This window comes from Methylobacterium sp. J-088 (assembly GCF_022829295.1).
Lineage (GTDB): Bacteria > Pseudomonadota > Alphaproteobacteria > Rhizobiales > Beijerinckiaceae > Methylobacterium.
Genome location: NZ_JAKSYH010000251.1, coordinates 1 through 22,999, shown reverse-complemented (window position 1 = coordinate 22,999; position 22,999 = coordinate 1). Strand labels below are relative to the sequence as shown.

The window sequence follows — 22,999 nt, the reverse complement described above, 5'->3', positions numbered from 1 at the left end:
CGGTGTAAGTCTTTGATTTGGAACAGCTCTGCGGGAAGGCGGATGATCGAGTTCGCGAAGGAGAAGCAGAGCAGTATCGCTATTATGCCGCTATCCCGCACCCTGAGCTGTCGTTCGAGTTCACCTTCCGCAGCTACCCTTCGCTACTCCAGATCGCCCGATCCATTCCTGGTCGGAAATTTACCCCGCCTGATCTCTAGCCCGAATCAGCCTCTTTGGGCTTTTCGGTCTCAGCCTCAGGATGGAGCTCCCTCCCCCCTGATCCTCCTCGCCCACTCCAGCATGCTCAGCGAGTGCCCCAGGATCAGCTATGACCTGACACTTCGTGCGGGATGTAAGGTGCTTCCAGCGCCAAGCATTCTTCGTCAGTCAGCTCGAGCGTCAACGCAGCAACAGCGTCGGTCAGGTGATTCGGCTTAGACGCACCGATGATCGGTGTGACCTGTTTGCCCTTCCTGAGAAGCCATGCCAGCGCGATTTGAGCGCGAGGTACGCCTCTCTGCTCAGCGACCTCGCCAAGCGCATCGACAACCTTGCGATCCGCGTCCTCGGTCTTACCGTAGAATCGGTGAAGCGCATCATCCGTTCGTAGCCGATCCGTCGTCTCGTCCCAGGGACGCGTGAGCCGCCCTCTTGCCAGTGGGCTCCACGGCATCACCGCCACCCCCTCCTCGGCACATAGAGGCAGCATCTCCCGTTCCTCCTCCCGGTAGAGGAGGTTCACGTGGTTCTGCATGCTGACGAACTCCGTCCAGCCGTGCAGACGTGAGACATACCGCGCCTTGGCAAAGCGCCAGGCCGGCATCGAGGAGGCGCCGATGTAACGCGCCTTGCCCGCCTTCACGACGTCGTGGAGCGCCTCTAAAGTTTCCTCAATGGGTGTGTCGTGGTCGAAGCGGTGGATCTGGTAGAGGTCGACATAGTCTGTTCCAAGTCGCTTCAGACTGGCGTCGATCTCCCGCATGATCGCCTTGCGCGACAAGCCCATCCCATTCGGGCCGGGTCGCATGCGGTTGTAGACCTTGGTGGCGAGGATGATGTCGTCGCGATTGGCAAATTCCTTGAGGAGCCTGCCCGTGATCTCCTCCGACGAGCCGTCGGAGTACACATTGGCTGTATCGAAGAAGGTGATCCCGTGCTCGATGGCCTGTCGGATGACGGGCCGACTCTTCTCTTCATCGAGCGTCCAGGGATGGGCGCCCCTCTCGGGATCACCAAAGGTCATGCAGCCGAGGCAGAGGCGAGAGACCTTGATCCCTGTCGAACCGAACTTCACGTACTCCATGCGGCTTTCCTCGCGGTGAGTTTAATTGTCGATGGGTGCAGCGTCGATCGGTTGGAGTTCGGCGCAGAAGGTAGGCTCACTCAGCCCTCGCCCACCGTTGGCGTGCGGCCTTCCGAACTCGGTCTTTCTGCGCTTAGTCGACGACCGGCAGGCCTGAGAAACCTCTTTTATCGAAGTAAGGCTGCAGGGTCTTAGGCTGGTAGATCGCAGACGAACACGTTCCACTCCCGTCGTCGGTGCACAGCTGAGCGGGCTTGCCGTAGCGGTTGATCACGCTCCGGTGCACCGCCTGGTTGATCGCTTGAATCGGCCGTCCGTTCTCGTCCTGGGCGATATACAGGCTCTCGTTGAACGCTGCATCACACGGACGTTCACCGATCCGACGTAGCGTTGGGCGGAAGTGGTCGAGGGCAAACAGCCCTGATGACGAGTCGTGGGCGGGCGCCCCCGCGTCCAGCTGTCCCTTGGGCAAACAATCCCAATCGATCGCGAGACCGGCCGCCTCGGCTTTCCTCGCCATCCAGACCAGCGGAATGTCGGCGAGCGTTCGGTTGTTGTAGCCGCCTCCGACATCGGCATGCGCGCCTGCGAACCACACCTGCTGGACCGAAGAGCCGGCCGGCGCGGTGCCCGTCCAGTAGGTCGGAATAAAGTTGTGGCGATGTTCGTCGATGGCCAGGGCTTGGACGGCCGTCTTCACGATGGAGCAAGGGCTTGTATCGTGGAAGGCGAAGGCCTTCTTGTTGGCATCAGCAAGGAGGGTGCCGGGGATGCCGAGGCTGCCTACCGTGTCCCACACGCTTAAAAATTCGATCGTCACGCCGTCGTGGACTTGGGCTTTGGATCTGACAGCGAAATCCTTCGGCGAATGGGGCTTGGAGGAGCGGTAGTACGCCCAAGCGTCCGGCAGCGATGCCAGAGATTGCCGCTTCAGGACCCCGCAAGCGGACATCAAGCCGACTAGGCTACGGGCAGTGAAAGCGCCTCGCGAGAATCCGAACAGGAAAATCTCGTCAACGGGAACGTAGTTCTGAGCGATGAACTGGTACCCTGACCTTATGTTATCGTCGATGCCGAATCCGGTCGCGCCCTCGATGAACGTCTCCAACGTCAAGCCGGTTGTCCCGACGCCTCGAAGGTAGAGCACGATTTGGAACGAGGCCTCGCCTGTCTCGACCGACCCGTGGATCGAGCGGGCGATCTGCGCAACGTTTGTGTCGTCGGTTTGGAGGTCGTCATTGTTCCAGGTGCCGTCGCAGCAAACCACGATCCGTTTCATCGGGACCTCCCCCGCGATCGCCGCTAAATGACCGCCGGTAATGATTTAGGACTGTTTGAAACTAATCTCTATGTGGGCCGTCACAAGTTTGGTGACTGCCCCTGAATGACGGTCGGTCTCGGACTCATATCTACCCTACCGGTGATCTTCGGCCGTCCGCCAAGACGTAGGCGCGGAAAGGCGGAGGCAACAGGCCGACGCTTGATGCTGTCGTAGGCCAAATAGAGGCGTTACCCGGGTTGGCTACAATCCTCCACGACTGCATGCGGGGCCGTACCCTACCGCGATGCCAGCATCGGTCGACCGCTGATGCTCCGGATCGAATTCGACAGTTAGTCGAGCGCATGACTAGATATTTACGTTGGGTTTTCCGAGTAAAGCCCTGATCAATAAGGTATTTTTTAGCTTTTGGAGACATAAAAGGGTCGTATGAAGTGTTAGTAGTATCGTTAATATGCCCAGATCCCACTCCGCCACGCTCCGGTTAATTTGCTCGGTTCCCCCTCCTAGTCCTTGTTCGCAACCTCAATCGAATACACGCCGTCACTAGAACATCTATCTAAGCTTGCTGGCATATTCGGCTGCTCGTTCAGTAAGCACTTGTATCGCGCCATTGGCCGTTCCCATAGTGGCAAACGTAGCCTTTATGGGATGTCCTAAAGCGACACTCTCAGCTCAGCCTGAACGTCCGGGTTTGGCCGACAGCGGCCGGTCCGCTTCGGGGAAAAAGCACTGGAGAAGCGGACAGCTTTTTGATGACCCAATCCAGCTGTTCGGACGGCTGTCGGCGCTCCCCCAAGGCGGCCGTCCGTTAGCCAACTTGAAATTTCGGAAGAGGTGGACATATGAAGTTGAGTCGTTACTCGAAAGCCGACAACATACTAACGCTGTACCAGCTAACGACTGCGATCTGGCCACGAAAGTTCGGATTTTTATGTAAAATTTCTAGACGCATCCGAAAACAATAAGTTGATTCTAAAGATATTACTTTTGCTGAAACATCAGCAAATCGATGTAGACCGTCTGACGCCTGGCTCGTCGAATCGGCACCGAAAGCCTTGCGATCTCATTGGAGCTATTCTAAAAAGGTTAGAGCGTCGCGGATGGCCTACGTCGTATGGTCGATCAGGAAGGCTTGTTCTGGCTCAGCGACGCGCAGTGGGCTGTCATTGCCCCCTACATGCCTAACTCAGTCGCCGAGCACCTAGACGACCGTCACACCGTGTCCGGCATCATCCATGTGTCGCTGACAGGATGCCGGTGGCCAGATTGCCCGGCAGTGTACGGTCCGCGCGGCTCCGTCTATCGACGTTTCAGTCGATGGCGCCATCGACCCTTCTGGTCGGCCATGCTGAAGAAGCTGTCCGATGCCGGGTGGACCGATGAAGCCCGCGCCCTCGATCCCGTGGCGATGGCGCGATCACGTCCACGCCGGCGTGGCCTGAGAATTGACCGCAAATGGCGCGCCCCCCCCGGAGCGACCATCTGACGACCGACGCACCACAGATTGAGTGGTGCGCCGCAGGCTCAACGCATGGCAGGCGAACTGCAGGAGTGTCTCCTCACCACTTATAGCTGATGCTCGCCAATACCTGTCTCGCCTGACCGTAAAAACAGGCGTTGACCGTCTGACAGGACGAGACGAAGCGCCGATCAGCGATGTTCGTCGCGTTCACCTGGAAGCGCCAACGATCCCAGTTGTAGTGAACCTGCGCGTCGAACAGCACGTACTCAGGCACGTGGAAAATATTGGCCTGATCCGCGAAGGACCGACCGATGTAACGCGCACCGCCGCCGAACCCGAAGCCGCGCAGCTCGCCTGTCGGGAAGGTGTAGTCGAAGAACACGTTGGCGAAGTTCTCCGGGGTGTTCACCGGAACCTTACCGATGAGGGTGGGATCACCGTTCTTCTCGTTGGTCAGCCCGTAGATCGTGTACGAGGCGGACACGTTGAGGCCGCTGAACACGGTGGCGGTGAGCTGCGCCTCGAATCCGGTCGAGCGCACCTCGCCGAGCTGCGACTGGAACTGTGGGTTGGTTGGGTTCGCCGTCAGCACGTTCTGGCGGTGGATGTCGAAGCCGGCCAAGGTGACGAAGTAGCCCTGGCCCGGCGGCTCGAACTTGACGCCACCCTCGATCTGGTCACCCGTCTCGGGCCTGAACGTTCGGTTGTTGATGTCGGTGCCAATTAAGGGCTGGAATGAGGTCGAGTAGCTGACGTACGGCGCGAGGCCGAAGTCGAAGTTGTAGATCAGCGCCGTACGGTAGGTGGTCGCGGTATCATTGCGACCGTCGTTCCGGGCGCCATTGGTGAGCTTGTCGTTGATCCGGTTCTCGGCGAAGTCCTGGCGAACACCGACCAACAGGGTCAGTTGGTCGGTGAGCTTGATCTGATCCTGCCCGTAGAGGCCGAGCTGCTTGAAGGTGTCGAAGTTGACCTGGTAGGGACCCGGCGTGCCGGCGGGACCACCGTAAGCAGGGGCCAGGATGTTGAGGTCCGGCGCGGAGTAGAACGGGTTCGCGCCGAAGTTCGTGCCCTGATTGTCGCTCAGCCGGTAATCCTTGTAGTCGACACCCATGAGCAGATCATGGCGGAAGAAGCCGTCGAAGAAGCGCGCCTCTGCCTGATTGTCGACCTGGAAGATGTTGACCCGGTCCTTCACGAGGAACTGGTAGCGGGCGAGCTGGGTCTGCGTCGCGTCTCCGAAGGCGTAGCCGTTGCCGATGTACGAGTTCTGATAGCTGTCGCCGAACGAGTAGCGCAGGTTCTGACGGAACGACCACGTGTCGTTGAAGACGTGCTCGAACTGGTAGCCGAGGAACGCCTGATCGCGCTGGAAGGTGTTGAAGTCGCGATCCCCGACGTTGGTCGAGCGCAGGATGCGCAGGCCAAGCGCCTGCGGGCGAACCGTGCCGGCGTAGGGCAGGAAGTTCGCCGACACGCCGGTCGTGTCATGCTGGAATGCGGTCAGGACCGTGAAGGTCGTCGCCCCGTCCGGCTTGTAGGTGAACGCGGGTGCGATGAAGTAGCTGTTGTCCTGCAGACCGTCGATCTGCGTGCCACCGTTGCGGCCGTATCCGGTCAAGCGATAGAAGTAGTGCCCCTCCTTGTCGACCGGGCCGCCGACGTCGAAGGCGGCGTACTTCTGACCATACGAGCCGCCGCCGACCTCGACGTAGCCGAACGGATCCTCGGTTGGGCGCTTGCTGACTTGGTTGATGATGCCGCCGATCGGGCCGGCGCCGAACAGCACCGCAGCGGGCCCGCGCAGCACCTCGACGCGCTCCAGCCCGAAGGTGTCGTAGCGGAAGTAGCCGAAGCCGTAGTTCAGCGTCTGCAAGCCGTTCAGGTAGAGGCCGTAGTCGCTCGCCACGAAGCCGCGCAGGAGGAAGTAGTCCAAGCGCGTGTCGTAGCCGAACGGGCTGGCGTAGGTGCCGGCCACGTACTGCGTCGCCTGGGATAGGTTCTGCGCGTTCTGGGCGTCGAGTTGCTGGCGTCCTACGACGGTGATCGACTGCGGCGTCTCGATCAGCGGCGTGTTGGTTTTGAGAGCGGTGACGGAGCGCTTGGCGACGAAGCCGTCGATTGGCCCATTCGGGTTCTCGGGCTGGCCGGGTCCCGGTTGTCCGGACGAGACCGGCCCATAGCGCTCACCGGCGCCCCGGCTCTCGACACTCAACTCGTCGAGCTGCACGCTACCTGCGTTCGCCGAGACGCCCCGTCGCGGCGTGTTCGCCTCCTGAGCGGAGGTTCGTCCCATCGCGCCGCCGAGCACCGCGAGGGAAACGCCCGCGAGGGCGAGCGAGCGTACCATGGTGTGTTGAGTGCTAATGATCTTCATAGCCCCGAGCCCGATCCAAGCAGCCGCCCGCGCTCGCCGCAAAGAGATGCAACGTGGCTGCCTTGTTGTTTGAAATTGTTATAAACTGCTGTTTTGCTTTACTTTTCTGCTTAACGGATACGGTTGAGACACAGGATGGACAAGACGGTTAGACCCCAACTTCGGTGGATACGGCGGACCAGTTGCAGCGAGGTCACAGCCGCGGACCGGTCACCGCACACCTCGCATCGGCAAACTTAGCGCAACGGCGTGTGAGGCTTCGGTCGCGAATAGTAAGCATCACAGGTTGATGCCACTGAAGATTCTATGCGACCGCCGAGGGTACAGCTGGCGACTAATTTATCTTCATTCATCCCATCTAGGCGGCCGCCCTAGAATCGTTGCGCCATCGCGATCACGCGACGCTGAGACCGCGCGGTGAGTTCGAGCCGCAGGGTGATGATGGGGAGGGGATAGTCATAGTTGCGAACGAGAGCGGGGCCTTCGTCGCCCAGCCACGCTGCTTGGCTGCAACCCTGCGGGCGAGGTGCCGAGCGATAGTGGCTGAGGATGCGGTGGGTTCGGTGTGCGGTTAAGTCCACGTTGAGCGGGAAGGTTTATTCCCTGGTCGAACCGTTGGTGTGGTCTGAGGCGGTTGGACGAGGTCGATGGAACGGTCAGCGCAGTCCACGGATACCTCATCGGCGGCGGCCGATGAGCATGAGGCGGTGATCGGAGCTGCCGAGGAGGCGGTCCTAGAGCCCCTGGCAGACTTCCCGCACATCGACCTGCGCTCTGGCGTGGAGCCGTGGGAGAAACGTCGCGCCGCCGGCAAGATCCTGCGCCTGGATCTACCGCATTCGGCTCATGCCGTGCTCGATCTCGCCCGCGACCGTCCCGACCCGGTCACGCTCATCGAGGCGGCCCACGACGGGCGACAGTCGCACCTGCTTCCGCTGCGGGTCGCCCGCATGGCGTCCTCGCCGTTCGCCTTCCTACGCGGGGCTGCTCAGGTCATGGCCTGGGATCTCGCACAGGGACCTCGCGGGGCGATCGACGTGGTGATGAACGGAGATGCCCATATCTCGAACTTCGGCCTGTTTGGCTCACCCCAGGGCGAGGTGGTGCTCGACCTCAACGACTTCGACGAGGTCACGGTCGGGCCGTGGGAGTGGGACCTGAAGCGCCTGTGCGCGAGCATCGAGGTCGCCGCGCGGGATGCCGACGTCCCGCCGGCCGAACGGCGGCAGGCGGTACTGAGCGCGGTGGCTGGTTACCAGCACACGATGGACGACCTCGCCCCGCGCGGTTCGCTCGACGTCTGGCAGCGCGCGGCGCGAGCCGAGGACCTCGCTTTCGCCGGCATCGAGATCGACGCGCGTTCGCAGGCCGTGGTGCGCAAGGCTGTCGAGAAGGCGCGGCGGAAGAACAACACGAGTTTGCTCGATCGAGTGGGCGAGCGGCGCACGGACGGCGGCTGGCGCTTCCGCGAGGAGCCGCCGATCCTCGTCCGCGTCGACGAGGCGACGCGCGAGGCTGTCACCACCGGCCTGGAGCGTTACGCCGAGACGCTGCCGCGCGAGCGGCGGTTCATGCTCAGCCGCTACCACGTGGTCGACGTCGCACACCGCGTCGTCGGCGTCGGCAGCGTCGGCACCCGGGCGTACGTCGCGCTGCTGTGCGGCAACTCGGACCAGGACGCGCTCTTCCTCCAGGTCAAGGAAGCCGTGCGACCGGCCCACGCGCCGTATCTACGCGGCATGCCCAAGCCCTACGCCGACCATGAGGGCGAGCGCGTGATCTACGGCCAGCGTCTGCTGCAGGCGGTGGGCGATCCGCTGCTGGGCTGGACGAAGATCGATGGTCGGCCGTTCTACGTGCGGCAGATGAAGAACATGAAGGGCGAGATTCCGGTCGCGCGCATGACCGGCCGGTCGCTGCTGTACTTCTCGCACGCCTACGGCGCCCTGCTGGCCAAGGCCCATGCGCGGACCGGGGATGCGGCGGCGATCGCGGGCTATTGCGGCCACGATGGCCGCGCCGACCTGCGGGAGGCCCTCGCCGATTGGGCGATGGCCTACGGTGACCGGAACGAGGCGGACTATCAGGCGTTCCGGACGGCCATCGCGGCGGGCAGGCTCCGAGCGGCCGACGACCCACATCTTTGATCTGGCGCATGCGTCGACGGGCTGATCACTCGGACGACGTCGTCATCCCGGATCCGTCGGCCTGATCAGATCCCAGCCCACCGTGTTGATGCTCGGCGGGATCGGCTCCGTAGAGCGTCGTCAGGAGCGCCGAGAGGTCGGAGAAGGACAGGCCGGCCTTCTGCACCACGCGGTCGGCCTGCCCGGCCAGCTGGCGGAAGTCGTCCGCCGTGACGTCCTTGGCCGTCAGAACCACCACGGGAATGTCGTACCACTCCGGGCGGGTGCGCAGCAGGCGCAGGAAGCCGAAGCCGTCGAGTTCCGGCATCATCAAATCGAGCAGGATCAACCGCGGCCGGTGCTCGCCGACCGCCGCCAGGCCCGCTCGGCCGTCCGCCGCCGTGACCACCTGCCAGCCGTCCCGGGTGAGCTGGGATGCCATCAACGCGCGCAGGTCGCCGTCGTCGTCCACGACCAGCACCGGCCCGTCATGGGCCTTCGGCCGGAACCGCTCCATCGCTTCCTTCAATTGTACCCAGTCGACCGGCTTCTGCAGGTAGTCGGTCGCCCCGAGCGAGAACGCGAGGTTCTGCTCGTCGAGCACCGTGACCATGATCACGGGCAGATCGCCGAGCTCCGGGTCGGCGCGCAGGGTGCGCAGCACGGCCCATCCATCCATGCGCGGCATGGTTACGTCCAGCAGGATTGCGCGCGGACGCCGCGTGCGCGCCTGCTCGAGCCCTGCCATTCCATCAGCCGCCGTTGCGACGTGGAAGCCTTCCTTGGCCAGGAAGCGGGCGAGCAGGTCACGGGTGGCTTGATCGTCGTCGATGACCAAGACCTCGCTGCCGGCTATCGACTCGGCCGAGGGTTGCGGCGCCCGCGGGGATCTCGCCTGCGCCTGTCTCTCCTCGCCCTCGGCCACGCTCGCCAGCAGCGTCAGGGTGAAGGTCGTACCTTCACCCTGACGGCTCTCGACCGCGATGTCGCCGCCGAGCATGTGCGCGAACGCCCGGGTGATCGCCAACCCGAGCCCCGTGCCGCCGAAGCGCCGCGTGGTCGAGGCGTCGGCCTGACTGAAGCGCTTGAACAAGCGTGACGCCTGCTCCTCGCTCATGCCGATGCCGGTGTCGGCCACCGCGAACACCAGCCGATCACCCTCGGCGTCCGTCTGCCGGCGTGCCGACAGCGTAATTTCCCCGCCTTCCGTGAACTTTGCCGCGTTGCTCAGCAGGTTGATCAGGCACTGGCGCAGCTTGGTCGCGTCCGTGTACGCACCGCCAAGCCCTTCCGCGATGTCGAGGACCAGGGCGTTGCCCTTCTTCTCCACCAGGGCTTCCACCGTGGCGGCGACGTCGCGCACGGTCGCGGCGACGTCGATACTTTCCGGGTACACCTCCATGCGCTCGGCCTCGATCTTCGACAGATCGAGCACGTCGTTGATCAGCCCGAGCAAGTGGCGCGCGTTCGCCTCGATCTTCTTCATATCGGGCAGCAGGTCCGCCTGGCCGGCGTCCTCCATCTCCTCCTGCAGCATCTCCGAGTAGCCGATCACCGCCGAGAGCGGGGTGCGCAGCTCGTGGCTCATGTTGGCCAGGAACTCGGACTTGGCGCGGTTGGCCTCCTCGGCGGCGTCCTTCGCCGCCGCGAGGACGTGCTCGGAGCGCTTGCGCGCGTCGATGTCCGACACCACAACGACAGCGCCGATGAGCGCGCCTTCGGCATCCCGCATCGGCGCGCCGGCGAAGCCGACCCAGGCGCGGGCACCGTCGCCGCGCTGATAGTCGACCTCCAGCTCGGACTGTGGCTCGCCGGCGCGCACCACCTGGATCAGCGGCCACTCGCTCGGCTCGACCGGCCGGCCATTCTCGTGGAAGCCGACCCAGCGGGCCGGTCCCTCGCCGGGTTGCGCGGGCAGCACCCCGTGCCCGAGGATCGTCTCGGCGCGGGCGTTGTGGCCGGTGATCCGTCCGGACGGCGCGTCGGCGATGAGCACGCCCACCGGCAGTGTGTCGAGAACGCTCCGCAGCAGCGCTTCGCCCGCTCGGACCTGGGCCTCGGACAGGACGGCCGTAGTTACGTCCGCCACGACGAGGCCGACGCCGGTGGCCACAGCCGACCCTTCATCCTGGCACAGCGGGTAGAAGCTCATGCGGAAGTGGCGCATCCCGCCCGGCGCGCTCTCGCTCGGCACGCTGACCGGCACGTCAGCGCTGACGAGGCCGTGGTCGCGCGCCGCCTCCAGCAGCGGGGTGAGCTGATCTTCCAGCTTAGGGAGAAGCGTCCAGATCGGTGCGCCGAGATCCGCGCCGAAGCCGCGCTCGCTCATCGTCGCCAGGGCGCGGTTCATGTGACGGATGTTAAACCCGCCGTCGAGGAAGCCGAGCCCGACCGGGGCATTGGCGAGCACGCCCTCGAACAGCCCGCTGCTGCGTTGGCTCTCGCGGCGCCGTACTATCGTGAGGCGGACCAGCAGCACGATCGCGAGGGTCGCGCAAAGCAGGCTGAACGCCGTCAGAGCGGTGTAGCGCAAGCTGTCGCGACGGTCGTTCTCCGCCGACGCCTCCGCGGCGGATCGGTTGGCCGTCGCGGTGGCGGCACGGATCGCATCCATCAGGCGCTTGCCCGCGCCGGTCTCGATCAGGGCTTCTGCGCTGTCGAACCCCTGGTCACGCCGCGCGATCACGACCCGGTCGGAGAACACCGTCTCATCGCCGATCAGCTTGCGCACGGGAGTGAGTGCCGCGATCGCTGGATCGGAAGAGCCACCGTCGAGATTGTCGAGGAAGGCGCTCTCACCGGGGATGCGGCCGAGAGCATCGGCATAGGGTTCGAGGTACTCGGGCTTGCCGGTGAGCGCGTAGCCGCGCATGCCGGTCTCCAAATCCTTCATCGTCGAGAGCAGGCGCTCGCTGTGGCCGATCAACTCTCGGCGGTGCAACCGTTCGCGACGAGCGGCATCGCCGGCCACGAAGTTCCACCCGACCGCCGTCAAGGCCAGGGCGAGCAGGCCGTAGGCGAGCGGCGAACTGGGCAGCCCGGCGAGCGGACGCGCGCCCCGCAGGCCTGGACGCTGGATCAGCGGGTGGGTGTCGGGCATGCGAGCTACCTGCGCCCTCCACGATCGGGCATCGGCAAGTCGTAGCCGGGTTCACACATGATGCGCGAGCCCTGGCATCTAATTCGAATTTGCAATCAAAGGGCCCTGCGATGGAAGCGACTACAGGGTCTCTTCGTACCTCGTACGGTCGCGCATACCCATGTTTCTAGATCTGGCTGAAACCGGCCGGTCTGCTTCGAAGCCGTTTTGTCGGGAAAAGCGGACGACCTCCTACCGACCCGACCCTGCCGCCATGACCGTTGACAGCCTTCCCCGGCAGAGCGAGCGTACGTCTGCCATTCGGCAGGTTCGGTCTGGGGTGGAAACCGCACCCTGCTATTTCGCCCTAAAGCGAGCGCGGAGTGCAGCGTTCCAATAGGGCAAGTGCATTGGAACTGCCGCGCTGGAACGTGGCAGCTTGGACAGCATCAGCTCGACGAGAAAGTCGGCTTTGTGCCGAGCATCCGATCGGCTCTATCGATCGGCAGTCGTGACGACACAGCAATAAAAAAGCCAGCCCGAAGGCTGGCCCCGCGTTCCCGTGAGGGATGCGACGAGAACGGTTTACTCGGCCGCAGTCATCTCTGCGGTGAAGTGACCACACCAGTCCTCGGACGAAACCACCGGCCACAAGCCCTTCGCCTCCGGCGCCGGCTGGCTGATCGGCGGGTTGAAGCGGCACAGGCCGGCATCACCCTGAGCGGAAGCGCCGTTACCTTTGTGCTCGTCGAAAAACTTGCAGCTCTCGCAGTGCGCGTTGGCCATGTCGGTGCCCCTACTCGATGGTCGATCCGTCTTGTTGCGAATTAGAACAGATCCAATCTGGTAGGTCAACGGCGACAGCATCAGCCGGTTCCGGTTCGGCTGAAGGCACCCTGTGGATGACATCGACGTCAGAATGGTTATGAAAGCCCTCTCTTCTGACTGCACATCCGAGGCGTTCGCGACGCCGCAAGACGTGCGGCGGTGTGAGTACGCGACGACAGGCGGACGCAGGCCAGTTCCCTGCCGCCCGCCCGTGGAGCCTCGGTCGGGCGGTCGTGCGAGGGTCGGTGCATTGCGGGGGAGCTGGACACCGCGAGCGCCGGCCCATGGCCAACGATCGTGCAATCGGACGCAAATTCCCTTCGCGCTGTTCAGTGTTACGCAGCTGGCTTTAACCTAGTGGCGTGAGCCTGATGTCCATGGGAGAAGGCCGTCCATGGTGCGCCTCAACGAAATTAGAACCGGCGAAGTCGCAGTCGCGGCACCTGCAGCCGATGACGCCGGATTGGTCTACATCGGTCGTATCCACACCCCCTGGACCGATCGTCTCGCTTGCCCACGACAAGGCAGGTCGGATGGCCCGATCTGCCGTATCGAGCTGTTTGAACCTTGGGGCGCAGCGCTAGACGGGCTAGCAAAATTCGCTTGGATTGAGGTGCTGTACTGGCTCGATGCTTCCCGACGAGATCTTGTGCGGCAGAGCCCGGCCAACAATGGGAGCACGCGCGGCACCTTTGCTCTGCGCTCGCCCGTGCGGCCGAACCCAATCGGAACATCGATCGCCACGCTCGTCGCCATCGAGGGCAACATCCTGACGGTCAGGGGCCTCGATTGCCTCGATGGCACACCACTCCTCGACCTCAAGCCAGACCGGACCCTCTTCACGCCGATCGCCCCGCCGCAACCGGGTGATTTCGAGACCGACGACTGACGCCTCGACTCGATGCCTGAAACGCATGTGCCAGGGGTGATCCTGCCAGGCTTTGGGCTATATCCGAACAGATATAGCACTGCTCTAGCCGTCTGGAGGCATCATTGCCCGCCACCCGTCTCACCATACCCTCGCGCATCCTTCGGCAATTAGCTCTCCTCGGCTGCCTCACGCTGTCATCTACAGGCGGAGCGTGGGCTGAGCCGATGCAGGTCTATGCTGCTGGCAGCCTCGTGGCTGCGCTCAAGGACGTGATCGCTGCCTCAGGCATCCCTGCCGAGGCGGTGGCGGCACCGACCTTCGGGCCGGCTGGACTGCTGCGAAAGCGGATAGAGGATGGCGAGAAGGCAGACCTCTATCTCTCAGCCGACCTTGCCAGCCCGCGCCGCCTTGTCGATGCAGGCAGGGCCAAGGATGTCGTGCCGTTTGCTCGTAACACGATGTGCGTGCTCGCCCGCGCTGATCTTGGTCTGACCCCGGACAACCTCCTCGATCGCCTGCTCAAACCCGACCTGCGGCTGGCAACCTCGACGCCAGGCGCCGATCCTGGCGGCGATTACGCCCAGGCCGTATTCGATCGAGCCGAGACCGCACATCCAGGGTCCAAGGCTATGCTGGAGAAGAAGGCGTTGAAGCTGCTCGGCTCGCCCAATACGATGGTGCCGATGGCGGGCCGTAGCCCCAGCGCAACCGTGTTCCTAGGCAACAACGCGGACGCGCTGCTGTACTACTGCAGTGGCCAGAGCGGTACCATGAAGGAGGCGCCCGGCCTAAGCCTCGTGCAGCTTCCGCCCAACCTGTTGGTGCCGGCGACCTACGCCATGGCACTGATCACCGACAACCCGGACGCGATGCGCCTCGCCCTGTTCCTCGTGTCCGAGAAGGGGCAGGCGATCCTCGCCCGCCACGAACTCGGGCCGATCAGCGGACCGTGAGGCAGTCGAGACAGGCGGCCGACGCGGCTACTCCGCCGGGAGCAGATCGAGCTTGATCTGCTGGCTCGGCGCGCGGCCGATCTCGATCGTCACCGGGCCGGCGTCGAGTGCGAAACGCAGGCTCTTGCGGACCTCCGGGCAGCCGGCCTTGCCGCTGATGCGCTCGGGCTTGAGCGTCGTGCGCCCATCCTGGCTGACGTCGATCCAGGCCTCCTCCGACAGCGTCAGTTGATAGGTGCCGGCGGATGGCACCGTGGCCGTGATGAAGCCCGCGAACGTCCCTGGCTTCGCGGTCCTCTCAGATTGAACCGGCAGTGTCACCTCTGCCGCCGGCTTCAACGACACCTGCGCCGCCCCCGTCCCGCCGGGTAGAGCCGATCCAGATGCGAGCCCGGCCAAATCGGGCGCCGTGAACGCAGCACGATCCCGCGCGACCGACCATGCGAAGCCCGCACAAGCCGGCGCATCCTCAGCGACCGCCGGGCCGATGCAGCAGACCGTCAATGCGACGGTGAGGAGAACGCGGGATCCAGGCTTCATCAGTCGACGGCAACCATGACGTCGGACGCCTTGATCACGGCATAGGCCGGACCGCCCACCGTGAGGTTGAGGCTGTCGACCGCTTCGTTGGTTACGGCGGCGGTGACGACCTGGCCCGGCATGATCTCAATCTTGACGTGCGCCGTGGTGGCGCCCTTCTCGATCGCCGTCACGGTGCCCTTGATGATGTTGCGCGCGCTGATCTTCACGGTGTCCGCCTTCCTGGCCCATTCCGGGTCGCTTAATTATTGCCATCCTCGATGACGCTGAAGCCCTGAGCCTCGAAGAAGGGCTTTGCTGCTGCGCTCCGGAGGTAGTCCAGGAAGCGCTTCGCGCCGTCGCCCTTCGCGTCCGCGGTGACGGCGAACGGGTACACCACGGGCGGGTGGCTGTCCGCCGGAAACACGCCCACGACCTTCACGCCGGGATCCGACTTCGCGTCGCTCTCGTAGACGACGCCGAGCGGCGCCTCCCCGCGCGAGACCAGAGCCAGGGCCGCTCGGACGTTGTCGCTCTGAGCCAGACGAGGTTGAATGCTCCCCCACAGACCGAGCTTTTCGAAAGCGGTCTTAGCGTACTTGCCGATCGGCACCGAGTTGACCTCGCCGGTGGCCAGCCGCCCATCGGAGCCGAGCGCTTTGGCGAAGCCCTCCGGCGTGAAGGCAACCGTGTTCTCCTTGGCGTCGCGCGGCGCGATCAGGACGAGGCGGTTGCCGAGCAGGCTCACCCGCGTGTCCGGACGGATGAGGTTCTTCTTGGCGAGGTAGTCCATCCATTCGAGGTCGGCCGAGGCGAACAGGTCGGCCGGCGCTCCGGCCTCGATCTGCCGGGCGAGGGCAGAGGACGCCGCGTAGCTTGCCCGGATCTCGATCCCAGATTGTGCTGTGAATGCCTTGCCGGCATCATCGAGAGCGTTCTTGAGGCTGGCTGCTCCGAACACCGTCGTGGTCTCGGCCGCTTGGGCTGCTCCAACGGTGAGGAACAAGGCGGCGATGAGGCCGGAGCGGATCAAACTGCGCATGCGGAAGCGGTCCTCGACGTCGGATGTGCCAGCAGCGCTATATCAAGCAGAATATATCGCCGAAAGCCATCGATTGCGCTGCGTTCGCGACTGCTCCACCGGTCGACGCGTCGGTTCGTGGCATGAGGCGAGGGAGAGACCTGATGGCAAGCCTGAGCATTCGTATCGACGTTGGGCCCGACAATCGTATCGGCCCCGGTAAAGTGCAACTCCTGGAGATGGTTGCCGAGCACGGCTCGATCAGCGCAGCCGGGCGGGCGCTCGGCATGTCCTACCGGCGGGCATGGATGCTCATTGAGGCGATGAACAGCGGTTTCGGGCAGCCGGTAGTCGAGGCGCAGATTGGCGGTAAGGCGGGAGGCGGGGCACGCTTGTCTACACTCGGAGTCGATCTGGTCGCGCATTACAGGGCGATCGAGCGTGCTGCCGACCGGGCGGCCGCGCCCTTCCTAGATCGGATTGCTGCTCCCGAGCGAACCGCAGACGACCTGCCGGCTGTGACCTCCCCCTAGGCAAGCCGATTGTTTTTGGACAGAGTGTTATATCCGAATGGATATAACGACTGACGAGACGCCGATGCCGCCAATCGCTCACCTCGACGGTCCAGCGCTGCGCGCCCTCGCTTCCGTCACCCGTCCGCCGTTCGTGCCGCCGCCTGAACCCGACTCGGCGGATAAACCGCGGGACCGGATCTGGGAGCTTGCCGAGAACCTGCACTGCTCGATCGTAGGCACCTGCTTGACCAACTCTGAAGCCCGCGCGATCCTGGCCAAGCTTGGGCGTGCCGACGCTCGGACGATCAGTGAGCACCACCTGCACGGAGAGATCGTCCAGATAGCCGGTCGCAAGGACGGGGGTGGCCGTCTGCTGCAAAAGACCCTGGACCGGCGGCACGAGCGGGAGATCGAACGCTTTGCCGAGGCGCGCACCGCTGACGCGGTTCGGGCGCTCTGGAAGTCCTCGCTGGAGCGTGGGGCTATCCCTGGCGCTTATTGGGCAGCGATCACCCACCCAGCCACCGACTGGCCACTCGTGCAGGAAATCTTCGGCGAAGTGCACATGCTCTCGCACCTCGTCGGTCAGTCGAACCGGGCCGACATCCGCCGCCTGCGCCATCTCGAAGAGGAGTTGGGCCGACGCGATGAAGCGCTTGCGGCACGGGACGAGCGCATCATGGCGCTCATGCGCGAGCGCGACGATCTCGGGAAGCGCACCCGGACGATCGAAATCGAGCGTCCCATCCCGGCTACTACGACCATCGAGCCACCGTCCACGCGCGGCCTGGAGGTGCGGCTGGCCCGGGAGATCGCGCATGCGACCGCGTTGGAGGAGCGGCTTGCGGTGCTGGCTGGCGCAGCCGAACGCCTCAGCGCTGATCTAGCCACGGAGATAGCCCGCCGATCAGTTGCCGAAAGGGAACTGGCTGCCCTCGAAGCGGCTCTGGATGTGCCGAGCGTGGATACAGCCGATAGCCAAACATCGGGACGGCTAGACGGACAGGTCATCCTCTATGTTGGCGGCCGGCGGCGTCAGGTGGCCAATCTCCGCCGCTTCGTGGAGGCCAGGGGCGGCAGGCTGCTCAACCATGACGGAGGTATCGAGGACAACCTGTGCCTTCTGGCGGGGCTGGTTGGGCAAGCGGATCTAGCGGTGTTCCCCGTGAGCTGTGTCAGCCACGAGGCGAGCCTTCACCTGAAACGATACTGCGAAGCACAGGCTAAACCCTTCCACCCGGTGCGGAGCGCTGGCATGGCGAGCTTTATGCACGTCGTCACGCCGATGGCGAGCTCGTCGTAGGCGATCAAGCAGATCGCTCGGGGGGCACGGGCAGACCGGAAGAAGCTTATAGGTTTATGTTCTCATTGCATAGCGTACATAAGCCGCTCTTCAACTTGCCCGACATGATATGACCACGTGACAGATTGGTTTGACGATCCTGACGACGACAGCCACTCGCCCATCAAAAGTGAAAGCTGGATGCTATTGTACATCACAGCGGCTCTAATCGGCATATGTGCGCTTGGCGTGATCGGCACGATGCTACATATCTTTCCCGCGTAGAGTCTAGAGTCTGCTTTCGACCCTTCTAGGACCTCGGAAAGGTCTGCTTACCGGCACTGGGGCGCTTATTGAGCAAAGCTTTCTATGCCGACCCCATACGTTCCATCGATCGTGCCATCGAAGAGGGCATTTGATCGGCCATGACGGACAAGATCCTCTCGGCCGCCGCCAGATTGAGACTGTAGCCGTCCCCTGCGACGACCTCGTCCCGACTATCGAGGAGGATCAGGCCGCCGCGGTTCCGAATATAAGACTGACGCCAGCGCGACTTCGACAACTTCAGTCCGAGGCTCTTCGCCTGCTTCCGGAGCTGCGCGAGACGAAGGGTGTCCTGGTAAGTTGGGGTCAGATCGATCTCGTGCACGGCATCCTCTCACGCCCGTATCACCTCAGCCGCAGCCCGCCATGCAGCGCGCCGCGGTCGTCGTGCTGGTGTAACGGTTCAGCACTTGAATACCCAGCCGTTGAAGGGGGCGCCTCTCACCACCGGTAGATCAGGCTGCCAATGACCGTCGCCGGCTGGTTGCGATTGCAGAACCCAAACGAGCAGGTCTGATAGTTCCGATCGAAGATGTTGTAGCCGTTGAGCTGCGCACGGAAGCCCTTGTACTTCGGATCGAGGGCCGCGAAGTCGTAGGCCACCAAAGCGTCGTAGAGCGTGACGGCAGTGTTGCGCACCGTGTTCTGATCGTCGGCGAAGCTCGCACCGATGTAGCGGATGCCACCGCCGATCTGAAGGCCGCGCAGAGGCGAGGATGGTGGGAACGCGTAGGTCAGGAACGACGCGTAGGTATCCTGGGGAATGCCCGAGACGAGGTTGCCGGCGAGCGACTGGCCGGTTGAGGAGACCGAGTTCACGAACCGGATGTCGACGTGGGTGTAGGCGATCGTTAGGTTGGTGCCTGGGGCGAGGTTGGCGGTCGCCTCGGCCTCGAAGCCCTTCGAGCGCACGGCACCGCCGGCGGTCTGGAACGCGAGGGAGGACGCGTCGGGGATCAAAATGTTCGACTGTGTGATGTCGAAGCCGGCGAATGCGGTTTGGATGTTGGTGCCGGGGATCAGGTACTTCACGCCCGCCTCGATTTGATCACCGGTCGCCGGCTTGAACGCCTGTCCGTTTCGGTCGAGGCCCACCTGCGGGGTGAAGGTTGTGGCGTAGCTGGCGTAGGGCACGAGGCCCGGCGCTAGGACGTAACCCAGTCCGACCCGGCCCGTGAACGCGCTGTTGTTCTGGCGTGAGACCGCGCTGTCGGGGGTCGTGAAGTTGTCTTGGAAGACCCAATCGTGGCGTCCGTTCAGGGTGAGGATGAAGTCGCCGAACTTGGCCTGATCCTGCAGGTAGACGCCGATCTGCTCCTGGGTCTGACGTGCGGCGGACCCGAGGGTCGGCGTGGCGATGAACTGTTGGCCGTAGTTCCGCGTGATCAGGTTCAGATCTGGGGCAAGGCCGAAGCCGAGGCGCTGGCTCAAGCTGTACCGCGCATAGTCGACGCCCCCGACCACGGTGTGAGCGATCGGGCCGGTGGCGAAGCGCGCCTCCAACTGGTTGTCCAGCGTCTGCTGCACCAAGCCTTCGCGGATGTAGCCAGTGTCGCGCGTGCCGATCGTGTTTGCGTCGTTTATGCCGTTGATATCGACGTACTTCCCGCTGAGGAAGACGCCGTAGTGCCGGAAGTTCTGGCGGAAGACCAAATCGGGCGTGATGAAATGCTCGAAGGCGTAGCCGACCCGATACTGCGTCTGGTCGAGACCGGCGAAGCGCGGGTCGCCCATATAGTACGGGCTCGCCCGGAAACCTGGGTAGTTGTAGTAGAACGTCGTGGCTGGCGTGTTGGTCGTTTGAAACTCACTCAGGAACGTGAACGTCGTGGCGGCATCGGGTTTCCAGGTAAAGGCGGGCGCGATGTTGAACCGGTCGTCGTTGGTGCCGAGGCCGATGAAGGTGCCTGCCTCGCGACGGATGCCGGTCAGCCTGTAGGCCATGGTACCGCCCGAGCCCTCGACTGGGCCACCGAAGTCGAAGTTGCCCTGGACGCGGTCGAAGCTACCGGCCTGGAACTGGACCTCGCCGAATGGCACGAAAACCGGGCGCTTGCTCGTGATGTCGAGGATGCCGCCCGGCGAGCCGAGGCCGTAGAGACCGGCGGACGGCCCGCGTAGGATGGTCACGGCCTCCGCGCCGTAGGGCTCGATGCGCGGGAAGATGAACCCGCTGCCGATTACGCGCAGGCCGTCGCGGTAGGTGCCCTGGTTGGTGAGCACGTCGAAGCCGCGGATGAAGATCTGGTCGAAGCGCGGATCGAAGCCCGACCGGGCCGATATGGCGCCGGGGACGTAGTTGATCGCATCGCTCAGGGTCTGGACGTTGCGGTCGTTGAGCTGCTCCCGGGTGACGACCGAGATCGATTGCGGCGTCTCAATGATTGGCGTGTTGGTCTTCGTTCCCGCAGTCGTCACGCGGGCGGTGTAGCCGGTGATGCCGGACGGACCACCGCCACCGCCGCTGGTCGCGGCCGTGCCGCCGTCGCCCGCACTGAGGTTGAGGCCGCTGGAGCCCATCGGTCCCGGGGCAGAGCTGCCGGGTCCTGCCGCGTCGACTGAGATCTCGTTGAGCTGGATGGTCCCGTCCTGCGCGCTCGCATTCCCAGCGAGGGTGGTGGTGGCGAGAAGGACGGCGAGGAGCGAGGAACGGTAAGACATAGATCACGCTGACACGCGCCTTGAACGGCGCAACGCCCCAGTGATCGCCGTTCACAGATCCTTGAGCAAGCCGAAAACGTGTTATAGATCACACACTTACAACGGTTCAAATCTGAAGGCGTTCTAAGCTAGAGCTTATCGAGCACCTGCTGGTACTGCGCGAAAGCGAGCTGCGCCAAATGGTGTTTGACCGAGGGCGATCCTTAAAAATACCAACTGCATCACCCCGAACGACTGAGCCGGGAGCGGAGTTGAAGGTCCGCTTCCAAGCGTTACGTCAAATCCCGCTTCCCACCCGCTGCAGCCGTTGCACCCGCCTCCAAGGCGATTGCTGCAAGCTCGTGCACCGAACCCCACTACCAAAATCGGTCCAATAGGGCCCGCTCCTGTGGAACGGTCCGTACCAAGAATCATAAGCGTTCCATCGGGTGGTCTCTGCCTTTTGGAACGCAAAATCGCACACATCTGAGATCCTTATAGAACTCGGCGGGATTGCCGCGGGACAGACACGGTTAAGGAATGTTCGGCCATGTCGGCAGCCGCTTCCGTACCGTTAGATCATCCCGTAGGCCGCTCTCCGAACGTCGGTGGTAACGTCTGCTTGTGGGAACTCGTGATAACCCATCGAATGGCCGGGATGGGCGCAAAGCGGAGCGTCCGGTCTTGCACAACGGATCAAGCTTCGCCGGGTATGGGGGAGCGAACCTTCGAATACCGGTGAGACGCAACCGCCTGCGCCCTGCCCCGAATCGCCGACCCACCGCGGATCGTAGCGGTAATCATCTAGAGCCTGAATCGCACAGCGCAGCACCCCTATCACGTAGCCCCACGCGCGATCATGATGGGACAAGCGCTCAGCTGGTGTTCGACGTAGAGACGCTATCGCCCAAGGGGAGGGAGCCAGATCTTGCGGTTCAACCACGTAGCCAATCGCGTCAATCCGTGTCACTTCGAGATCGTCGTGGACATGTTCGTCCAGCAGCTCGGTTTCGTGGAGCTGCGGCGCACCGAACGCGCCGTTTGGTTGCGGCAGACCGGGGCCAACGTGGATCTCCAGCTCAGCCGCAGCGATACCGGGCACCGAGATGCTGACCGGGAGCGTTCGCAGGTCTCGTTCCTCAGTGATACCCCTGAAGCTGATCTGCGGCGCTTGGCGTCTTGGTTCACCGCACGAGGACTGACCGCCCGCATTGGGGCCTACTCCGACAGGGAGTTCTACCTGGACGTGCCGGTGGCGTTCGTGGACTTCGTCGTCGAAGCGATGCTGCCCGAGCTCGCCGCATACGACATCGTGCTCTGATGACCTCCATGGCGGTGCCTATCGCCATGGTGACCGCTCGCGAACGGCGAGAGTGGAGGTGAAACGAACCCTGTGGTGGTCGAGCTTGGACTTCGTCTTCCCTCTCTGCTGGAGGGATAGCCAGCGCCGTCTATGAGACCTCAGTGGGTGCCGTAGACCCCATCGAGCCAAGATTACCGCGGACCGGACGCTTCGTGCAGACCGATAGCGTCCAGACGGGAAGCGCATACGCCCACGTGCCCCGCCGGCCTCGCCCCTCGTTGGACGAGGAACTGACACGACTGACTGTGCACCGCGATCGCCTGCAGCAGCCGCTCGATCCCCGCGGTGGCCAGCGCCTGGTAGTCCGGCGAATACGCCGCGTAGATCTCGGTGATTGCAAACCCCGCCACCCGGTGCCCGAGCTGGCCCGCCACCTCCTCGAACGGCACCCGCTCCTTGCGCAGCCAGCGTGCCACCGTGTGCCGCGGGCTATAAAGGTTCACTCGACCATCAAGCCCTGCTCGCCGTCTGCTTTCGCCTAGCGCGGTGTAGTACCGGTCAACTGGCTTCCCCCGGAAGCTGACCACGAAATCCGACTCACGCGGAAGCTGACGCAGATACGCGATTAGACTTGGTGGCATCTTAACCACTGGACGCCGCTTTGACGTCTGCTCGCGCTCTTCGGGATTAAGGTGCAACAAGTCGTCGTCGAAATCGACCTGCGTCCACTGAAGCTGCTTGACGGCCTCCGGCCGACTCCCGGTGGCAAGGCAGATGAGCAGCAGGGCGTGAAAGTGTGGGGCCGACTTATCGAGCCAGGCAGCGTGTGTAGGGCGGTGACAAAACCATCCACTGGAGCGTCGGCGGGGTGCTGATGCGGCCGGGGTAAAAGCCGGCCAGTCGAGAGGCTTCTCTTTCGGGAGGGGCCCAGGAGGTTTGCCGTGGAAGTCTACGCGGCCGTTCGGCAGTTCGTTTTCATCGTCGGCCACGCTCGTCGGTCGGCAGCTCGGGTATTCGGGCTCAAGCACGAGGCAATTGCCAACATGTGCCGGTTCTCACTGCCACCGCGCAACAGGCACTCGAAGCCGATCGAGACGCCGAACGTGTGTTCGCTTCTGCCGGCTGAAGATGA

The 22,999-nt window shown here is 63.6% G+C and carries 18 protein-coding genes and 1 pseudogene; 8 read left to right on the top strand and 11 right to left on the bottom strand.

Annotation, left to right across the window (positions count from 1 at the left end; genetic code table 11):
• Positions 1-304: 304 nt before the first annotated feature.
• Positions 305-1,285 (bottom strand): aldo/keto reductase, encoded by a 981-nt coding sequence (locus MKK63_RS27170; protein WP_244007047.1) that lies wholly within the window; start codon positions 1,283-1,285, stop codon positions 305-307.
• A 133-nt stretch (positions 1,286-1,418) separates the two neighbouring features.
• A complete protein-coding gene (locus tag MKK63_RS27165) occupies positions 1,419-2,564 on the bottom strand; it encodes a DUF2235 domain-containing protein (protein ID WP_244007046.1) in 1,146 nt (381 codons plus the stop codon).
• Between the two features lie 1,117 nt (positions 2,565-3,681).
• Here MKK63_RS27165 and MKK63_RS27160 point away from each other — a divergent pair.
• On the top strand, positions 3,682-4,053 hold the full coding sequence (locus MKK63_RS27160) for a transposase (protein ID WP_147939981.1): 372 nt from the start codon (positions 3,682-3,684) through the stop codon (positions 4,051-4,053).
• Between the two features lie 73 nt (positions 4,054-4,126).
• On the opposite strand, the gene MKK63_RS27155 is transcribed toward MKK63_RS27160, so the two are convergent.
• A complete protein-coding gene (locus MKK63_RS27155) occupies positions 4,127-6,379 on the bottom strand; it encodes a TonB-dependent siderophore receptor (RefSeq protein ID WP_243957026.1) in 2,253 nt (750 codons plus the stop codon).
• 674 nt (positions 6,380-7,053) lie between these two features.
• Between MKK63_RS27155 and MKK63_RS27150 the strand changes: the two genes are divergently transcribed.
• Entirely contained in the window at positions 7,054-8,553 is a 1,500-nt protein-coding gene (locus tag MKK63_RS27150) for a DUF2252 domain-containing protein (RefSeq protein WP_147939983.1), read from the top strand.
• Between the two features lie 25 nt (positions 8,554-8,578).
• Here MKK63_RS27150 and MKK63_RS27145 read toward each other — a convergent pair whose 3' ends face one another.
• Both MKK63_RS27145 and MKK63_RS27140 read right to left on the bottom strand, forming a co-directional pair.
• On the bottom strand, positions 8,579-11,632 hold the full coding sequence (locus MKK63_RS27145; protein WP_244007045.1) for a response regulator: 3,054 nt from the start codon (positions 11,630-11,632) through the stop codon (positions 8,579-8,581).
• 564 nt (positions 11,633-12,196) lie between these two features.
• On the bottom strand, positions 12,197-12,397 hold the full coding sequence (locus MKK63_RS27140; protein ID WP_147940008.1) for a hypothetical protein: 201 nt from the start codon (positions 12,395-12,397) through the stop codon (positions 12,197-12,199).
• Positions 12,398-12,833: 436 nt separating this feature from the next.
• Here MKK63_RS27140 and tsaA point away from each other — a divergent pair, with 436 nt between their 5' ends.
• The gene (gene tsaA / locus MKK63_RS27135; RefSeq protein ID WP_244007044.1) at positions 12,834-13,328 is read left to right on the top strand and encodes a tRNA (N6-threonylcarbamoyladenosine(37)-N6)-methyltransferase TrmO; all 495 of its coding nucleotides are present in this window, start codon (positions 12,834-12,836) and stop codon (positions 13,326-13,328) included.
• A gap of 206 nt (positions 13,329-13,534) precedes the next feature.
• Positions 13,535-14,263, top strand: coding sequence for a substrate-binding domain-containing protein (locus tag MKK63_RS27130; protein WP_147939986.1), 729 nt, complete (start codon positions 13,535-13,537; stop codon positions 14,261-14,263).
• Between the two features lie 27 nt (positions 14,264-14,290).
• Here the strand turns inward: MKK63_RS27130 and MKK63_RS27125 are convergent, their stop codons facing one another.
• The 3 genes from MKK63_RS27125 to modA are packed head-to-tail and all read right to left on the bottom strand — an operon-like array spanning position 14,291 to position 15,824.
• Positions 14,291-14,803, bottom strand: a complete 513-nt coding sequence (locus tag MKK63_RS27125; RefSeq protein WP_244007042.1) for a hypothetical protein — start codon at positions 14,801-14,803, stop codon at positions 14,291-14,293.
• Positions 14,803-15,012 carry a molybdopterin-binding protein gene (locus MKK63_RS27120; protein WP_147939988.1) on the bottom strand — a complete coding sequence of 70 codons (210 nt, stop codon included), beginning with the start codon at positions 15,010-15,012 and terminating at the stop codon, positions 14,803-14,805. Before MKK63_RS27120 ends, MKK63_RS27125 begins: the two co-directional genes overlap by 1 nt.
• Positions 15,013-15,044: 32 nt before the next feature.
• Positions 15,045-15,824, bottom strand: a complete 780-nt coding sequence (gene modA / locus MKK63_RS27115; RefSeq protein WP_147939989.1) for a molybdate ABC transporter substrate-binding protein — start codon at positions 15,822-15,824, stop codon at positions 15,045-15,047.
• Between the two features lie 143 nt (positions 15,825-15,967).
• Here modA and MKK63_RS27110 point away from each other — a divergent pair, with 143 nt between their 5' ends.
• Positions 15,968-16,336 (top strand): winged helix-turn-helix domain-containing protein, encoded by a 369-nt coding sequence (locus tag MKK63_RS27110; RefSeq protein ID WP_147939990.1) that lies wholly within the window; start codon positions 15,968-15,970, stop codon positions 16,334-16,336.
• A gap of 64 nt (positions 16,337-16,400) precedes the next feature.
• A complete protein-coding gene (locus MKK63_RS27105; protein ID WP_244007040.1) occupies positions 16,401-17,621 on the top strand; it encodes a DUF2325 domain-containing protein in 1,221 nt (406 codons plus the stop codon).
• A gap of 346 nt (positions 17,622-17,967) precedes the next feature.
• On the opposite strand, the gene MKK63_RS27100 is transcribed toward MKK63_RS27105, so the two are convergent.
• Both MKK63_RS27100 and MKK63_RS27095 read right to left on the bottom strand, forming a co-directional pair.
• Positions 17,968-18,249: a hypothetical protein gene (locus MKK63_RS27100; protein WP_147939992.1), complete on the bottom strand. Its 282-nt coding sequence runs from the start codon at positions 18,247-18,249 to the stop codon at positions 17,968-17,970.
• 116 nt (positions 18,250-18,365) lie between these two features.
• Positions 18,366-20,585, bottom strand: a complete 2,220-nt coding sequence (locus tag MKK63_RS27095; RefSeq protein WP_244007038.1) for a TonB-dependent siderophore receptor — start codon at positions 20,583-20,585, stop codon at positions 18,366-18,368.
• A gap of 907 nt (positions 20,586-21,492) precedes the next feature.
• Here MKK63_RS27095 and MKK63_RS27090 point away from each other — a divergent pair.
• The gene (locus MKK63_RS27090) at positions 21,493-21,885 is read left to right on the top strand and encodes a hypothetical protein (RefSeq protein ID WP_147939994.1); all 393 of its coding nucleotides are present in this window, start codon (positions 21,493-21,495) and stop codon (positions 21,883-21,885) included.
• A gap of 173 nt (positions 21,886-22,058) precedes the next feature.
• On the opposite strand, the gene MKK63_RS27085 is transcribed toward MKK63_RS27090, so the two are convergent.
• Entirely contained in the window at positions 22,059-22,856 is a 798-nt protein-coding gene (locus MKK63_RS27085; protein WP_244007036.1) for a tyrosine-type recombinase/integrase, read from the bottom strand.
• Here MKK63_RS27085 and MKK63_RS27080 point away from each other — a divergent pair.
• A pseudogene (locus MKK63_RS27080) lies at positions 22,809-22,999 on the top strand (IS21 family transposase); the annotation flags it as partial. The gene MKK63_RS27085 and the pseudogene MKK63_RS27080 overlap by 48 nt on opposite strands.

Bases quoted from the DNA above. Each gene is read 5' to 3' on its own strand.
- MKK63_RS27165 (WP_244007046.1), bottom strand. From the start codon at position 2,564: ATGAAACGGATCGTGGTTTGCTGCGACGGCACCTGGAACAATGACGAC.
- MKK63_RS27160 (WP_147939981.1), top strand. From the start codon at position 3,682: ATGGTCGATCAGGAAGGCTTGTTCTGGCTCAGCGACGCGCAGTGGGCT.
- MKK63_RS27125 (WP_244007042.1), bottom strand. From the start codon at position 14,803: ATGAAGCCTGGATCCCGCGTTCTCCTCACCGTCGCATTGACGGTCTGC.
- MKK63_RS27140 (WP_147940008.1), bottom strand. From the start codon at position 12,397: ATGGCCAACGCGCACTGCGAGAGCTGCAAGTTTTTCGACGAGCACAAA.
- MKK63_RS27155 (WP_243957026.1), bottom strand. From the start codon at position 6,379: ATGGTACGCTCGCTCGCCCTCGCGGGCGTTTCCCTCGCGGTGCTCGGC.
- modA (WP_147939989.1), bottom strand. From the start codon at position 15,824: ATGCGCAGTTTGATCCGCTCCGGCCTCATCGCCGCCTTGTTCCTCACC.
- MKK63_RS27145 (WP_244007045.1), bottom strand. From the start codon at position 11,632: ATGCCCGACACCCACCCGCTGATCCAGCGTCCAGGCCTGCGGGGCGCG.
- MKK63_RS27130 (WP_147939986.1), top strand. From the start codon at position 13,535: ATGCAGGTCTATGCTGCTGGCAGCCTCGTGGCTGCGCTCAAGGACGTG.
- MKK63_RS27105 (WP_244007040.1), top strand. From the start codon at position 16,401: ATGCCGCCAATCGCTCACCTCGACGGTCCAGCGCTGCGCGCCCTCGCT.
- tsaA (WP_244007044.1), top strand. From the start codon at position 12,834: ATGGTGCGCCTCAACGAAATTAGAACCGGCGAAGTCGCAGTCGCGGCA.
- MKK63_RS27095 (WP_244007038.1), bottom strand. From the start codon at position 20,585: ATGTCTTACCGTTCCTCGCTCCTCGCCGTCCTTCTCGCCACCACCACC.
- MKK63_RS27150 (WP_147939983.1), top strand. From the start codon at position 7,054: ATGGAACGGTCAGCGCAGTCCACGGATACCTCATCGGCGGCGGCCGAT.
- MKK63_RS27110 (WP_147939990.1), top strand. From the start codon at position 15,968: ATGGCAAGCCTGAGCATTCGTATCGACGTTGGGCCCGACAATCGTATC.
- MKK63_RS27170 (WP_244007047.1), bottom strand. From the start codon at position 1,285: ATGGAGTACGTGAAGTTCGGTTCGACAGGGATCAAGGTCTCTCGCCTC.